The 13302-nt window shown below is 70.8% G+C and carries 13 protein-coding genes; 5 read left to right on the forward strand and 8 right to left on the reverse strand.

The annotated features are described in order from the left end of the window. Window positions 1–52 precede the first annotated feature (52 nt). Genes A4R43_RS11515 through A4R43_RS11525 form a run of 3 tightly spaced genes read left to right on the forward strand, consistent with a single transcriptional unit; the run spans window position 53 to window position 2603 of the window. Window positions 53–751, forward strand: a complete 699-nt coding sequence (locus A4R43_RS11515) for a response regulator transcription factor (RefSeq protein ID WP_113692332.1) — start codon at window positions 53–55, stop codon at window positions 749–751. Then, entirely contained in the window at window positions 748–2223 is a 1476-nt protein-coding gene (locus tag A4R43_RS11520; RefSeq protein WP_113692333.1) for a sensor histidine kinase, read from the forward strand. Before A4R43_RS11515 ends, A4R43_RS11520 begins: the two co-directional genes overlap by 4 nt. Beyond that, window positions 2223–2603, forward strand: coding sequence for a TIGR03618 family F420-dependent PPOX class oxidoreductase (locus A4R43_RS11525; RefSeq protein WP_113697509.1), 381 nt, complete (start codon window positions 2223–2225; stop codon window positions 2601–2603). The genes A4R43_RS11520 and A4R43_RS11525 overlap by 1 nt, the downstream gene beginning before the upstream one ends. A 9-nt stretch (window positions 2604–2612) precedes the next feature. Here A4R43_RS11525 and A4R43_RS11530 read toward each other — a convergent pair whose 3' ends face one another. Continuing rightward, window positions 2613–3326 carry an MBL fold metallo-hydrolase gene (locus A4R43_RS11530; RefSeq protein WP_113692334.1) on the reverse strand — a complete coding sequence of 238 codons (714 nt, stop codon included), beginning with the start codon at window positions 3324–3326 and terminating at the stop codon, window positions 2613–2615. 61 nt (window positions 3327–3387) lie between these two features. On the opposite strand from A4R43_RS11530, the gene A4R43_RS42650 reads away from it, so the two are divergent. Further along, on the forward strand, window positions 3388–4416 hold the full coding sequence (locus tag A4R43_RS42650; protein WP_162788410.1) for a hypothetical protein: 1029 nt from the start codon (window positions 3388–3390) through the stop codon (window positions 4414–4416). A gap of 123 nt (window positions 4417–4539) precedes the next feature. Here A4R43_RS42650 and A4R43_RS11540 read toward each other — a convergent pair whose 3' ends face one another. The 7 genes from A4R43_RS11540 to A4R43_RS11570 are packed head-to-tail and all read right to left on the reverse strand — an operon-like array spanning window position 4540 to window position 12288. Continuing rightward, window positions 4540–5607, reverse strand: a complete 1068-nt coding sequence (locus A4R43_RS11540) for an ABC transporter ATP-binding protein (RefSeq protein WP_113692335.1) — start codon at window positions 5605–5607, stop codon at window positions 4540–4542. Next, window positions 5600–6610: an N-acetylglucosamine kinase gene (locus A4R43_RS11545; RefSeq protein WP_113692336.1), complete on the reverse strand. Its 1011-nt coding sequence runs from the start codon at window positions 6608–6610 to the stop codon at window positions 5600–5602. Before A4R43_RS11545 ends, A4R43_RS11540 begins: the two co-directional genes overlap by 8 nt. Further along, entirely contained in the window at window positions 6607–7887 is a 1281-nt protein-coding gene (locus A4R43_RS11550) for a 6-phospho-beta-glucosidase (RefSeq protein WP_113692337.1), read from the reverse strand. The genes A4R43_RS11545 and A4R43_RS11550 overlap by 4 nt, the downstream gene beginning before the upstream one ends. Then, window positions 7884–8765, reverse strand: coding sequence for a carbohydrate ABC transporter permease (locus tag A4R43_RS11555; protein WP_113692338.1), 882 nt, complete (start codon window positions 8763–8765; stop codon window positions 7884–7886). Before A4R43_RS11555 ends, A4R43_RS11550 begins: the two co-directional genes overlap by 4 nt. Then, complete coding sequence (locus tag A4R43_RS11560; RefSeq protein WP_113692339.1) at window positions 8765–9754, reverse strand: carbohydrate ABC transporter permease; 990 nt, start codon at window positions 9752–9754, stop codon at window positions 8765–8767. The genes A4R43_RS11555 and A4R43_RS11560 overlap by 1 nt, the downstream gene beginning before the upstream one ends. Window positions 9755–9762: 8 nt before the next feature. Further along, window positions 9763–11103 carry an extracellular solute-binding protein gene (locus tag A4R43_RS11565; protein ID WP_113692340.1) on the reverse strand — a complete coding sequence of 447 codons (1341 nt, stop codon included), beginning with the start codon at window positions 11101–11103 and terminating at the stop codon, window positions 9763–9765. Window positions 11104–11136: 33 nt separating this feature from the next. Continuing rightward, window positions 11137–12288, reverse strand: coding sequence for an ROK family transcriptional regulator (locus A4R43_RS11570; RefSeq protein ID WP_113697510.1), 1152 nt, complete (start codon window positions 12286–12288; stop codon window positions 11137–11139). A gap of 174 nt (window positions 12289–12462) precedes the next feature. Here A4R43_RS11570 and A4R43_RS11575 point away from each other — a divergent pair, with 174 nt between their 5' ends. Then, entirely contained in the window at window positions 12463–13302 is an 840-nt protein-coding gene (locus A4R43_RS11575; protein ID WP_113692341.1) for a hypothetical protein, read from the forward strand.

Here is a 13302-nt window from a genome sequence, read left to right on the forward strand (position 1 = left end):
CCCGCGCCTCGCCACCGGCGGCGCCTTGGCGCACCATGGCACGGTGAGCACGGTGAACACGAACAACCCGGTGAAGCTGCTGGTCGTCGACGACGAGCCGCACATCGCCGACCTGGTGGCGACGGTGGCCAAGTACGAGGGCTGGCAGGCGGTCACCGCGGGCAGCGGCGAGGCCGCGCTGCGTGAGGCCTCGGCCTTCCACCCCGACATCGTGGTGCTCGACATCATGCTGCCCGACCTCAACGGCTTCACCGTGCTGGACCGGCTGCGTGAATCCGGCACGATGGTGCCGGTGGTCTTCCTGACCGCGAAGGACGGCACCGCCGACCGCATCGCCGGGCTGACCAGGGGCGGCGACGACTACCTGGTCAAGCCGTTCTCGGTGGAGGAGCTGATGGCGCGGCTGCGCGCGGTGCTGCGCCGCAGCACCGGCCCGGCCTGGCAGCACTCGGTGCTGCGGGTGGCCGACCTGAGCCTGGACGAGGACACCCGCGAGGTCCGCCGCGGCGACCGGCTGGTCACGCTCACCCCCACCGAGTACGAGCTGCTGCGTTACCTGATGCGCCGCTCGCCCGGCGTGCTGACCAAGGCGCAGATCCTCGACCACGTCTGGGAGTACGACTTCGGCGGCAAGTCCAATGTGGTCGAACTGGTCATCTCGCACCTGCGCCGCAAGCTGGACACCGAGGCCGAGCCGCTGATCCACACCGTGCGCGGGGTGGGTTACGTGGTCCGCCAGGCCGCCAGGTGAGCCGCTGGCTCGGTGCCTGGAACCGCCTCCGCCTCGGCACCCGGCTCGCCTTCGCACTGGCCGCGCTGTCGCTGGTGGTCTTCGCCATCGTGGGTGCGCTGACCGTCGGCATCATGCGCGACTACCTGCGTGACCGCCTCGACGACCAGCTGACCTCCAGCCAGCTCGACGAGAGCGAGAAGCTGCGCAAGTACCCGGCGAAGGACCCGACCCCGTTCTACTCGTGGTACTCGGTCGCCTTCGAGGTCCGCGACGGGGTGGCCACGCCGAAACCGGAGGACCGGCTGCCGCAGGACGTCGAGGACCTGGCCGGGGTGGCGCGGGCGGCCACCGAGACCGAGGTGATCCAGACCGTGCACCTGCGCGGTGAGGGCGACTTCCGGGTGCGGGCCTGCCCGATCGACCGGGCCAACGGCACCGTGCTGGTCAGCGCCGCGCCGGAGGCCGAACTGGACAGCACCGTGCAGCAGCTGATCGCGGTCGAGGTGGCCACGTTCAGCCTGGCGCTGGCGATCCTGGTGATCACCGGCCGGATCGTGCTGCGCCGGGGCCTGCGCCCGCTCAGCGACATGGCGGACACCGCGCACGACATCACCACCCGCGACCTGACCGACTCCCCGGACCTGCCGGTCCGCGCCACCGGCACCGGCGGCGGCGCCGAGGTCGACGAGCTGCGGACCGCGCTGAACACCATGCTCGCGCACATCGACTCCTCGCTGGGCGCGCGGACCGCGGCCGAGCAGCGGCTGCGGCGGTTCATCGCGGACGCCTCGCACGAGCTGCGCACCCCGCTGACCTCGATCCGCGGGTACGCCGACCTGTTCCAGTACGCGGCGGCCAACGAGCCCGCCGAGCGCGAGGCGCACCTGGCGCGGCTGCGGCAGGAGGCGAGCCGGATGAGCCTGCTGCTCGACGACCTGCTGCTGCTGGCCAGGCTCGACGACGCCGAAGCCGAGACGCCGCTGCGGCGTGAGGAACTGGACCTGGCGGACCTGGTCGCCACCGCCGGTGACGCCTTCCGCGCGGCGCATGCGGACCACCCGCTGACCATGGACATCTCCGACATCTCCGACATCTCCGACACCTTCGCCACCGAGCCGGGCCCGATCCGGCTGTCCGCCGACCCGCTGCGGCTGCGGCAGGTGCTGGACAACCTGCTGACCAACGCCGCCGTGCACACCCCGGCGGGCACAGCGGTGACGCTCACGGCGCGGGCGAGCGCGGGCGAGGTGGTGCTGGAGGTGGCCGACGCGGGCCCCGGCATCCCGGCCGGGGACCAGGCCCGCATCTTCGACCGCTTCTACCGCGTCGACCGGTCGCGCGCCCGGCAGCGCGGGGGCAGCGGGCTCGGGCTGGCCGTGGTGCATTCACTGGTCACCGCGCACGGCGGTACGGTGACGCTGGCCAGCTCGCCGGACGGCACGCGGTTCACCGTCCGCCTGCCCCGCACCAGGAACGAGGACCCCCGTTGATCGACCCGTCCGACGAACTGCGCGCGTTCTGGGCGGAGCGGCACTTCCCGACGCTGACCACGCTGCGCCCGGACGGGCTGCCGCACGTGGTGCCGGTGGGCGTGACCGTGGACGAGGAGTTCGCGGTGGCCAGGGTGATCACCTTCGCCGCGAGCGTGAAGGCCCGCAACGTCCGGCCGGGCGACGTGCCGGTGGCGGTCAGCCAGGCCGACGGCCGCCGGTGGTCCACTTTGGAGGGACGTGCGCGGCTGCTGGAAGACCCCGAATCGGTGCGGGACGCGGAAAACCGGTACGCCGTGCGCTACCAGCGGCAGCCGCGCCCGAAACCCGACCGGGTGGTCATCGAGATCCGCCTGACCCGGCGGCTCGGCATGCGCTGACCGCCTGCGTCACGAGGCGAACATGCGGCGCCACTCTTCGAGCGAGCGCGGCCGGTAGACGAAGTTGTCCCGGCGCACGTCGGCCAGCGGGGACGACGGGGCCGCCGAGTACTGGTGGCCGGGGTAGACGACCGGGTTGCCCGGCAGCCCGGCCAGCCATTGCAGGCTCCGGAACATCGCGTCCGCGTCACCGCCGGGGAAGTCGGTGCGGCCGCAGCCTTCGAGGAACAGCGTGTCCCCGGAGACCAGGCGGTCGTCCCCGACCAGGAAGCACTGGCTGCCCGGGGTGTGCCCCGGCGTGTGCAGCAGCCGCACCGGGATCGAGCCGACCTCCAGCAGGTCGTCGTGGTCGTGCGCGACCAGGTCCGAGTCCGACACGCCGGTGACCCGCTTGACCCAGTCCGCCTCGCCGGCGTTGACGTGCACCGGCACCGGTGACAGCGCGAGCAGGTCGGACAGGCCGGGCAGCGAGAAGCCCATCATGTCGCCGCCGACGTGGTCGGGGTGGTGGTGGGTGACCAGCGCGCCGGTCAGCCGCATGCCGTCGGCGGCGAGCACGTCGAGCAGGTCGGCGACGCGGTAGGCGGGGTCGACGACCACCGCCTCCCCGGTCTCGCGGTCCCCGATCAGGTAGGCGAAGTTGACCATCTGGGTGGCCACCGGGTCGCCGACGGCGAAGTCGCGGCCCGAGAGCAGCTGGCGGAAGTACAGGCGGTCCGGCATGCACTCACCGTACTGGGGACCCGCCGCGCGCGTGTCCGGGCGGGGTGCCACACTTCCGCGCGTGGAGTACCAGCTCATCGCCGAAATCGTCCCGCCAGCCGACGCCGCCGGACTCGACGCGCTCCAGCGGCTCGGGGTCGCCGCCCTGCTCGACGAGCAGCTCGACCAGCTCGCCGCCGTCGAAGGTCCCGACGGGGTGGAGATCGAACCCGTGGACCACAGCGTGGAGGTCTCCGGCACCGGCGCGGTGATCACCTGGGCGCTCGACGCGCCCGCGCTGGTGCTCGCCGAGGACGGTGCCCGGCACGTGCTCGGCGAGCTGCTCGACCACACCGAGCTGCTGGCCGACTGGACCGTGCGCCGCTGCGAGGTCTCCGCCTCGGACGAGGACCTGGAGGCCGCGTTCAGCGGTGACGACGAGCCGCTCGAGGCCGACGACGAGGAGGTGGCGGAGGCGCCGACCGAGGAGGAGCTGGCCGCCGCCCGTGAGCAGCTGCTCAGCAGCGCGGAGCAGCTGCGGGCCTTCGGGCTGGAAGCTTTTGGGCACGTCCCCGACGACGCCGATTCGGTCTCCGCCGAGCACGCCACCCTGGTCGCGGGAGCTTTCGTGCAGGGCATCGAGGTGCTCACCGACGAGCTGTTCCAGGACATCCAGGCGCTCGAAGAGGCCGAGGTGACCGCCGGTGAGCAGGACACGCTGTGGGTGCTCGACCAGCTGCCCGAGCGGTTCGCCGACCAGTACACCGCGTTGTTCGCCAAGCAGTTCCTGGTCAGCACCGCGATCCTGGGCTACCGGCTGTGCCAGCCCGGCTGGACCGCGCCGCAGAGCACCGCAGAGGCGCTCGGCCTGCACCTGATCAAGTCGGCGGCGGCCGTGCAGCTGGACCTTTCGGGAATCAGCGAGGAGCTGCCGCTGGAGCAGATCTTCGCCGCGTTCAACGAGCACGCCTTCGAAGACCTCGACCACGAACTGCTGTTCGAGGGCGAGCTCGAGGAGGGTGTGAAGGGCCTCGACTTCGCCGACTGGTTCACGCCGCGGCCGCACCTGGCCGAGACCGTGCACCCGTACCTGGCCGCCGCGGAGGACTGAGGCCGGGCGGCCCTGGGCAGCCCAGGCGGCCGTGGATGTCACGAATGTGGCTTTCGAGACGCGAAACGTCTCGAAAGCCACATTCGTGACATCGGGCAACGCCCGGGGCAGGCACTCGGCCGGTCAGGTGTGCAGGCGGTCGCCGGTGGCTGGGTGGAACAGGTGCACCTCGTCCGGGGCTCGTAGCGCCACTCGCACGATCTCGCCCAGTCGCGGCGGGATCCGGCCGTCCACGCGTACCACCAGTCGGCCGCCGTCCGCGGTGCCGTGCACGTAGGCGTCCGCGCCCAGTTCCTCCACCAGCTCCACGGTCAGCTCGACGGCCTCCTCCCCCGCCCCGGCCAGCCGCAGCGACTCCGGCCGCACGCCGAAGGTGACCTCCGGCAGGTCCACCGCGTTCGGCACCGGGACGGCCAGCTCGCCCAGCCGGGCCCGCCCGCCGGTGACCGGCAGCGTCCGCAGGTTCATCGACGGCGACCCGATGAACCCGGCCACGAACGCGTTCGCCGGGCGGTCGTACAGCTCGCGCGGCGTGGCGCACTGCTGCAGCAGGCCGTCCTTGAGCACCGCCACCCGGTGCCCCATGGTCATCGCCTCGACCTGGTCGTGCGTGACGTACACCGTCGTCGTGCCCAGCCGCCGTTGCAGCGCGGCGATGTTCGCCCGCGTCTCCACCCGCAGCTTGGCGTCCAGATTGGACAGTGGCTCGTCCATCAGGAACACCGACGGCTCCCGCACGATCGCGCGACCCATCGCCACCCGCTGCCGCTGACCGCCCGACAACGCCTTCGGCTTGCGCTCCAGGTACTTGGTCAGGTCCAGCATGGCCGCCGCCTCAGCCACCTTCGCCTGGATCTCCGCCTTCGGCAGGCCCTTGAGCCGGAGCGCGAACCCCATGTTCTCGGCCACCGACATGTGCGGGTACAACGCGTACGACTGGAACACCATCGCGATGTCGCGTGCCTTGGGCGGCGTGTTCGTCACGTCGTTGCGTCCGATGTGGACGGCCCCTTCGTCCACGTCCTCCAGCCCGGCGACCATGCGCAGCGCGGTCGACTTGCCCGAACCGGACGGGCCGACCAGCACCAGGAACTCGTCGTCGGCCACCTCCAGCTCCAGCCGGTCCACCGCGCGGACCTCCGGCGTGCCCGGATAGATCCGCGACGCCCCGACGTAAGCCACCTCAGCCATCCGAATCCCTCCGGCTCTCCGACACCACACCACCGGACACCAGCCGCAGCCGCTCCTTCGCCGCCACGTCCGCCCCGATCGCGTCCAGCCCCAGCAACGCCGCGCCGACCACCGGTGCCACGTCGACCACGCGGAACACCGCGTGCGGCGCCACCTTCCGGCAGCGGCGCTCGATCTCGGCGATCACCGGCTCGGCCACCCCGGTCAGCACACCCCCGCCGAGGATCACCTCCGGCGAGCCGCCGGTCAGGCCCAGCTCACGCAGGCTGACCCCGGCCAGCACGCTGACCTCCTCGACCAGCCGGTCCACCACCTCCTGGGCGACCTCGTCCCCGGTGGCGGCCACGTCGAACAGCACCGGGCACAGCTCGTTCAGCACCGGCCCGCGCAGCTCACCGAAGTGCAGGCGGTGCACCACCTCCACCACCGAGTCCACCCCGAAGTGCGCCTTCACCGCGGGCAGCAGCGCGGTCGACGGCCCGCGGCCGTCCTCCGCGCGCACCGCCCACCACAGCGCCTCCTCACCGAGGTGCGCGCCACCACCCCAGTCCCCGGAAATCCGCCCCAGCGCGGGAAAGCGGTGCACGCGGCCGTCCGGGCCGACGCCCACGCAGTTGATCCCGGCCCCGCACACCACGGCCACCCCGGTGCCGCTGGAGGTGCCCGCGCGCAGCAGCGCGAAGGTGTCGTTGCCGACGGTCAGCGAAGGCGACCAGCCGCGCGCGGTGAGCGCGGCGTGCAGGACCTCCTCCTCCCGTGGCAGGTCCAGGCCCGCGAGGTAGGCCGAGGTGTGCACGCCGAACGGCCGTTCCGCGGCCAGTCCGGCGTCCTCGTGCGCGGCCAGCACCAGCCGCTCCAGTGTTTCCACGCAGGCGGCCACGCCCACGTTCTGCGGGGAGGCGCCGGGCCCGCGTGCTTCGCCCAGCACGGTCCCCGTGGCGTCGACGAGCAGCACGTCGGTTTTGCTGTTGCCGCCGTCGATCGCCACCACCAGGTCGGTCATGCCTTGGCCCACGGCAGCAGGTCGCGGTTCTGGTGGATCAGCGCGTCGGCGAGCAGGTCCGCCTGCCGGTACTGGCCGATCAGCGGGTGCGCGAGCAGCGCGTTCGCCACGCGCTCGCGGCCGCCGTGCAGCGCGGCCTCCAGCGCCAGGTTTTCGTACGCGGTCACGTGCGCGATCAGCCCGGCCAGCATCGGCTCCACCGGCGCGACCGGCAGCGGCCGCGCGCCGGAGGAATCCACAGTGGACGGTACTTCGATCACCGCGTCGTCCGGCAGGAACGGCAGCGTGCCGTTGTTCCGCACGTTGACGACGTGCTCCTCGGCCGGCCCGTTCCCGGTCAGCGCGTGCACCAGCTGCACCGCGGCTTCGGAGTAGAACGCCCCGCCCCGCCGGGAAAGCTGCTCCGGCTTGGTCACCACTTCCTCGTCCTGGTAGACCTTGAGCAGTTCGTTCTCCACCTCGGTGACCACGTCCGCGCGCGGCAGCTCCTCGCGCTGCTTCGCCACGATCTCGTCGTGCGAGTAGTAGTACTTCAGGTAGTACGACGGCACGATGCCGAAGCGGCGCAGCCAGTCCACCGGCATGTCGAGGTGCTCGGCGACGGCGTCCGCGTGGTGCTCGACCAGCTCGGGGAGCCGGTCGGTCACCGTGCCGTCCGCTTCGGTGACGCGCACCCCGCGTTCCCAGCTCAGGTGGTTCAGCCCGACGTGGTCGAGCCGCAGGTGCTCGTGGTCGACGCCGAGCAGGCCCGCGAAGGTCCGCTGCAGGTGGATGGCCACGTTGCACAGGCCGACCGCGCGGTGCCCCCGGTTCAGCAGCGCCCGCGTGACGATGCCGACCGGGTTCGTGAAGTCGACGATCCAGGTGTCCTCCCCGGCGACCGCACGCACCCGGTCGGCGAGGTCGAGCACCAGCGGCACCGTGCGCAGCGCCTTCGCCAGCCCGCCGGCGCCGGTGGTTTCCTGCCCGACACAACCACACCGGTGCGGGAAGGTCTCGTCGGAGCGGCGCGCGGCCTGCCCGCCGACCCGCAGCTGCAGCAGCACCGCCGCCGCGCCGTCCACCCCCCGCTCCAGATCACCGGTGGTGCTGATCTTCGCCGGATGCCCGGCGTGCGCCAGCAACCGCGCGCTGAACTCCCCCACGATCTCCAGCCGGTGCGCGTCCGGATCGACCAGCACGATCTCGTCGACGTCCAAAGTGGACCGTCTGCCGGCGATGCCGTCGATCAGCTCCGGCGTGTAGGTGGATCCCCCACCGACCACTGTCAGTTTCAACCCTTGACTCCCGTGAACGTGATTCCCCGGACGAACGACTTCTGCGCGAACGCGAACAACACGATGACCGGCGCCATCACCAGCGCGGTGGCCGCCATGGTCAGGTTCCACTCCACGTGGTGCATGCCGCGGAACGACGCCAGCGCCAGCGAAAGCGGCCAGCCGTCGCGGTTCTCCCCGGTGTAGAGCAGCGGGCCGAAGTAGTCGTTCCAGGTGTAGAGGAAGCAGAACATGGCCGTCGCCGCGATCCCCGGCTTGGCCATCGGCACCAGCACCTTGACCATCGCGGTGAACTCGGAGCAGCCGTCGATCTTGGCCGCCTCCAGGTAGTCGCGCGGAATGGTGAGGAAGAACTGCCGCAGCAGGAACACGCTGAACGCGTCGAACAGGAAGTACGGCACGATCAGCGGCACCAGGCTGCCGGTGAAGCCGAGCCGCACCCACAGGTCGTACAGCGGCACCACAACAACCTGCGGTGGCAGCATCATCGCGGCCACGGTCAGCATGAAGAAGAGGTTCTGCCCGCGCCACCGCAGCTTCGCCAGCGCGTACGCGGCCGGGATGGCCGAGAGCAGGATGCCCAGCGTGGCGAGCAGCGAGTAGGTCAGGCTGTTGACCAGGTAGTCCAGCAGCGGTGCCTGCTCGAAGACCTTGACGAAGTTGCCGAAGTGCCATTCGGCCGGCCACAGGCTCGCGGTCATCGCCTGGTCGCTGGCCATCACCGCGGTCAGCAGCACGAAGACCACCGGCAGCGTGAACCCGATGCCCAGCGCCAGCCCGATGGCGTGCGTGGCCACCCACTGCAGCCTGCGGTCCCACGACTGCTTCCGCCGTTCGACCGGCTTCACCGCACGCGGGCGTTCGGTCACCGCGACCATCACGCACCCCCTTCCACGGCCGAAGCCTTGCGCAGCTGGCGCACCAGGATCCAGGTGAAGGCGAACGAGACCACGAAGAGCAGCACTGCCATCGCGGCCGCGTAACCCATGTTGAAGTACCGGAATCCCTGCACGTACAACCACACCGGATAGGTCAGCGTGGAGTTCTGCGGCGCGCCGATGTACTTGGTGTTGCCCGCGACGTCGGAACTGCCCGACGCCACCGCGCTGGCCACCACCGCCTGTGTGAAGAACTGCAGCGCGAAGATGATCGAGTTGACCACGCCGAACAACAGCACCGGCGAGATCGTCGGCAGCGTCACGTGCCAGAACCGGCGCAGCGGCCCGGCCCCGTCCAGCTCGGCGGCCTCGTACTGCTCCTGCGGCACGTCCAGCAACGCGGCCAGGATGATGATCATCAGCTCGCCGGAACCCCACAGCACCAGCAGGGTCAGCGCCGGCTTCGACATCGCCGGATCGTTGAACCACAGCCCGCCGTCGATGCCGAGCAGCCGCAGGAACCGGTTCACCGGCCCGAATTCCGGGTTGAACAGGAACACGAAGGCGAGCGTCGCGGCGGCGGGCGGGGCGAGCGCGGGCAGGTAGCACAGCGTGCGGATCAGCCCGACGCCACGCTTGAGCCGCGCGATCACCGAGGCCACCCCGAGCGAGAACAGCACCCGGGTCACGGTCAGCACGACCACCAGCCACAGCGTGTTCCACGCCGCGGTGCCCACCAGCGGCTCGGTGGTGAACATCCGCACGTAGTTGTCGAAGCCGATCCACTCCGGCGCGTTCACCAGGTCGTAGCGGGTGAACGAGTAGTACACCGTGGCGATCAGCGGGTAGGCGAAGAAGATCGTGAAGCCGATCAGCGCCGGGGCCAGGAAGGCCAGCACGGTCCAGCGGCGGCGGCCACGCGCTCCCCGGCCCCGCCGCGCTGGCGGGGCCGGGGACGGCGCGACCGCGCGGCCCAGGGTGGCGGTCATCGTCTCGCTTACTTCCCGCCGGACTTCTGGGCCAGTTCGTCGTTGATCTGCGCGTCGACCTTCCGCAGGCCCTCCTCCAGGTTCGGCTCGTTGCCCGCCTGCCAGCGCTCGGCGAAGTCGTTGACCGCCTTGAGGTGCGCGTCGCCGATCGGCGTGGTCGGGTTCGGCAGCAGCTTGCCGCTGGAGAACATGGTGAGGAACTCGCGGAACTGCTCGCTGACCTCCAGCCGCGGGTCCTTGAGCGCGGTTTCGGTGCTGGGCACGTTCTTCAGCCCGTTGCCCAGCTCCACCAGCGTGTCGGTGTCGGTCGACATGTGCTTGACCAGTTCCCACGACGCGCCGGGGTTCTTGGCGCCCTTGGGAATGGCGATGATGGTGCCGGTGGTGAAGGCGCCGCCGTAGCGGTCCGGCTTGCTGTCGAGCACCGGCGGCGGCGCGGTGCCGTAGTTGACCTCGGGCGCCTGGTCGGCCAGGAAGGCGGTCCGGTACTCGCCGTCGAACATCATCGCGATCTTGCCGCGGTGGAAGGCGTGGTCGGCCGAGTACTGGTCACCGAGGCCCGACTTGAACTGCTCGACCTTCTGGGGCCCGCCGTAGGAGTCGATCAGCTGCTTCTGGAACTCGAACATCGCCTTCCACTCGGGGCTGCCCGCGAGGTTCGACCTGCCGTCGGCGCCCAGCCAGTGCGCGTCGAAGTTCGGCGCCCAGATCTGCGCCTGGTTCGAGTAGTGCGGCATGGACGGCAGGAAACCGGCGACCTTGATCGAGCCGTCCGGGTTGAACTGGGTCAGCCGCTTGGACATCTCCAGCAGCTCGGAGGTGGTCTTCGGCGGGGCGGACAGCCCGGCCGCGGCGAACATGTCCTTGTTGTAGTAGAAGCCGTATACGTCGGCGAGCATCGGCATCGCGCACCGCTTGCCCTCGAACTCGGTGTAGCTGCGCACCGCCTCCGGGATCACGTTCAGGTCGAGCTGGTCCCGGTCGATGTAGGGCTTGAGGTCGAGGAAGCTGCCGGTGGAGCACCAGGCGCCGAGGTTGTCGGTGAAGAAGGAGATCGCCACGTCCGGCGGGTTGCCCCCGCGGATGGACTGGGTGAGCTTGTCGTCGTCCTGGTTGCCCTCGTGCTTGATCTGGATGTTCGGGAACCTGGTCTTGATCTTCTCCAGGCCCTTGGTCACCACGTCGTACTCACGCGAGGTGAACTTGCTGTACACGGTCAGCGTGAGCGCTTCGTCCTTGCCGGGCGCCGCCCCGAGCTCACCGCCGCCCGCCGGTCCGCTCGCCGCGCCGGAACAGGCCGTGAGCAGCGAAACCGACGCGATGCCGAGAAGCAGTTTCAACGCTCGCATAGGCACTCCTAGGTAGGGATGGGGATCGGTCTGTCAGGAGATGGGGACGGCCGTGGCCGGCGCCAGGCCGAACAACTGCTCACGCACCACGGACAGCGCCGAGTGCAGCGCGCCCGCCCGCACCGGGTTGCCGGGCACCGAGGCCAGGCCGACCGGCGTACGCGGGATGACCAGCTGGTGCAGTTCTCCGGCGACCAGCCCGGCCAGCACCGCACCACCCGCGCGGCTGACTTCCCCGCACAGCAGCACGGTTTCCGGGTCGACCACACTGACCACATTGGCCACGCCCATGGCCACGCGGCGGGCCAAGGCGGCCAGGAACGCCTGCCCGTCCTGTCCACTTCGGACAGCCTCACCGACCACCGCCCAGCCGGTGTCACCGCGGAAACCGTGGCGTGCGGCCAGTTCGACGATGGCGGGCGAGTCGACCAGGTCGCCGAAGCGCCCGCTTTCGCCGCCGTCGGTGCCCGGGATGCGCAGCCAGTCGATCTCACCGCCGCCACCGGTGGCGCCACGCAGCAGCCGCCTGCCGACGACCACCGCGCCACCGACGCCTTCGCTGAGCCAGACCAGCACGAAGTCACGCAGCTCGGCGGCCTCACCGGAGATCATTTCCTCCAGCGCCACCAGGTTCACGTCGTTCTCGATGGTCACGCCGACCCCGAGCGCTTCGCTGAGCTTGCCCGGCAGGTCGAACCCGGACCAGCCGGGCAGGTGCGGCGCGGACTCCAGGTGCCCGGTCTTCGGGTTGAGCGCGCCCTGCGCGCCGATCACCACGTGCTTGAGGTCGTCCAGCGCCAGGTTCGCGCTCGCCGTCGCCGCGACCGTCGCCTCGCGGAAGGCACCCGCCACGTCGGCACCGGCCTCGACCGGCAGCGGCGCGCTGTACTCGGTGAGCACCTTGCCGGTGATGTCGGCGATGGCGAACTCGGCGCCGTGCGGGGTCAGGTCGACCGCGGCCACGTGCGCCACCGCGCCGTTGACCGACCAGAGCTGGGCCCGCGGGCCGCGCCCGCCCCCGCGCACGCCGTCCTTGACCACGATCCCGTCCTGCTCCAGGCGGGTCAGCAGCTGGGCGGTGGCCGGCTTGGACAGGCCGATCACGTACTCCAGGTCGGATCTGGTCAGCGGCCCTTCGCGCAGCAACGTGTCGATCGCGGCGCGGTCGTTGATCTCGCGCAGCAGCCGTGGGCTTCCTGCTCGCACTGGGCGTCTCCCGGTAAATTAATCTGTTAACTTTCCAGACGGTTTCCGTCAGCGTAGTGAGCCCGGCCACAGCCGTCAACGGTTCACGCGAAGTTGGTTTAAACCACCTTCCGGCGGGTTCTGCCCGCGGTCGGCGGCTGGTACGAGATTCCCATGCGCCTCAACAAGATTGTCGCCGCGTTCCTTCTGGTCCCCGCCCTCCTGCTCGCCGCCGCCCCCGCCCACGCCACCGGGCCGTGGCAGAAGATCGGCTCCGACGTGGCCCGCCCGCTCGACGAGAGCCAGGGCCTGGCCACCATCGAACGCCCCGGTGGCACCACCATCCGCTACACCGGCATCGGCACCATTCCGCCGGGACTGGCCGCCCGCGGCTGGAACCACGTCGGCGACCCCGGCACCGCGAAGGGCTACTACATCGAGCCGTACCAGCGCGACGACCGCGGCGCGAAGCTGTTCCGCGTGCAGGCCCCGGACGGTTCGTGGGCCGAGTACCAGCACGCGCTGGAATCCTGGGAGGCCAGCAACAACTCGTTCGCCGCGGTCTCCCCCGACGGCGCGTGGATGGTCGCGGGCGAATGGGGCACGATGGACCGGCTCCTGGTGCACCCGACGCCGGGCATCGTCGCGAAGAACCCGGCGGAGAACCTGCCGTACGCCTTCTCCATCCGCCTCGACCGGCCCGTGCGTGACATCCAGGGCTGCGACTTCGTCACCGCGACCCAGCTGCTGTGCTCGTCCAACGATCCGGAAGGCGCGTTGTTCGGCATCAAGAAGCCGCTGCTGCAGGTGGATCTCGCCGGTGCGCTCGGCGGCTCGGACGTGACCGGCCGGGTCACCGCGCTGGGCCAGCTGCCGCTGGAGAGCGGCTGCTCCGGCGAGTTCGAAACCGAGGGCATCGACTACGACGAACGCGACGGCACGCTGCGGGTGGTGGTGCTCTCCCCCGGCATCTGCATTGCCTTCGACAGCAAAACCTGGCGCTTCCGCCGCTGA

The sequence above is a fragment of the Amycolatopsis albispora genome, assembly GCF_003312875.1.
Classification (GTDB): domain Bacteria; phylum Actinomycetota; class Actinomycetes; order Mycobacteriales; family Pseudonocardiaceae; genus Amycolatopsis; species Amycolatopsis albispora.

Excerpts from the sequence above, each read along its gene's own strand:
- A4R43_RS11530 (WP_113692334.1), bottom strand. The coding sequence starts at position 3,326 with ATGCCGGACCGCCTGTACTTCCGCCAGCTGCTCTCGGGCCGCGACTTC.
- A4R43_RS11540 (WP_113692335.1), bottom strand. The coding sequence starts at position 5,607 with ATGGCTGAGGTGGCTTACGTCGGGGCGTCGCGGATCTATCCGGGCACG.
- A4R43_RS11545 (WP_113692336.1), bottom strand. The coding sequence starts at position 6,610 with ATGACCGACCTGGTGGTGGCGATCGACGGCGGCAACAGCAAAACCGAC.
- A4R43_RS11555 (WP_113692338.1), bottom strand. The coding sequence starts at position 8,765 with ATGGTCGCGGTGACCGAACGCCCGCGTGCGGTGAAGCCGGTCGAACGG.
- A4R43_RS11560 (WP_113692339.1), bottom strand. The coding sequence starts at position 9,754 with ATGACCGCCACCCTGGGCCGCGCGGTCGCGCCGTCCCCGGCCCCGCCA.
- A4R43_RS11565 (WP_113692340.1), bottom strand. The coding sequence starts at position 11,103 with ATGCGAGCGTTGAAACTGCTTCTCGGCATCGCGTCGGTTTCGCTGCTC.
- A4R43_RS11575 (WP_113692341.1), top strand. The coding sequence starts at position 12,463 with ATGCGCCTCAACAAGATTGTCGCCGCGTTCCTTCTGGTCCCCGCCCTC.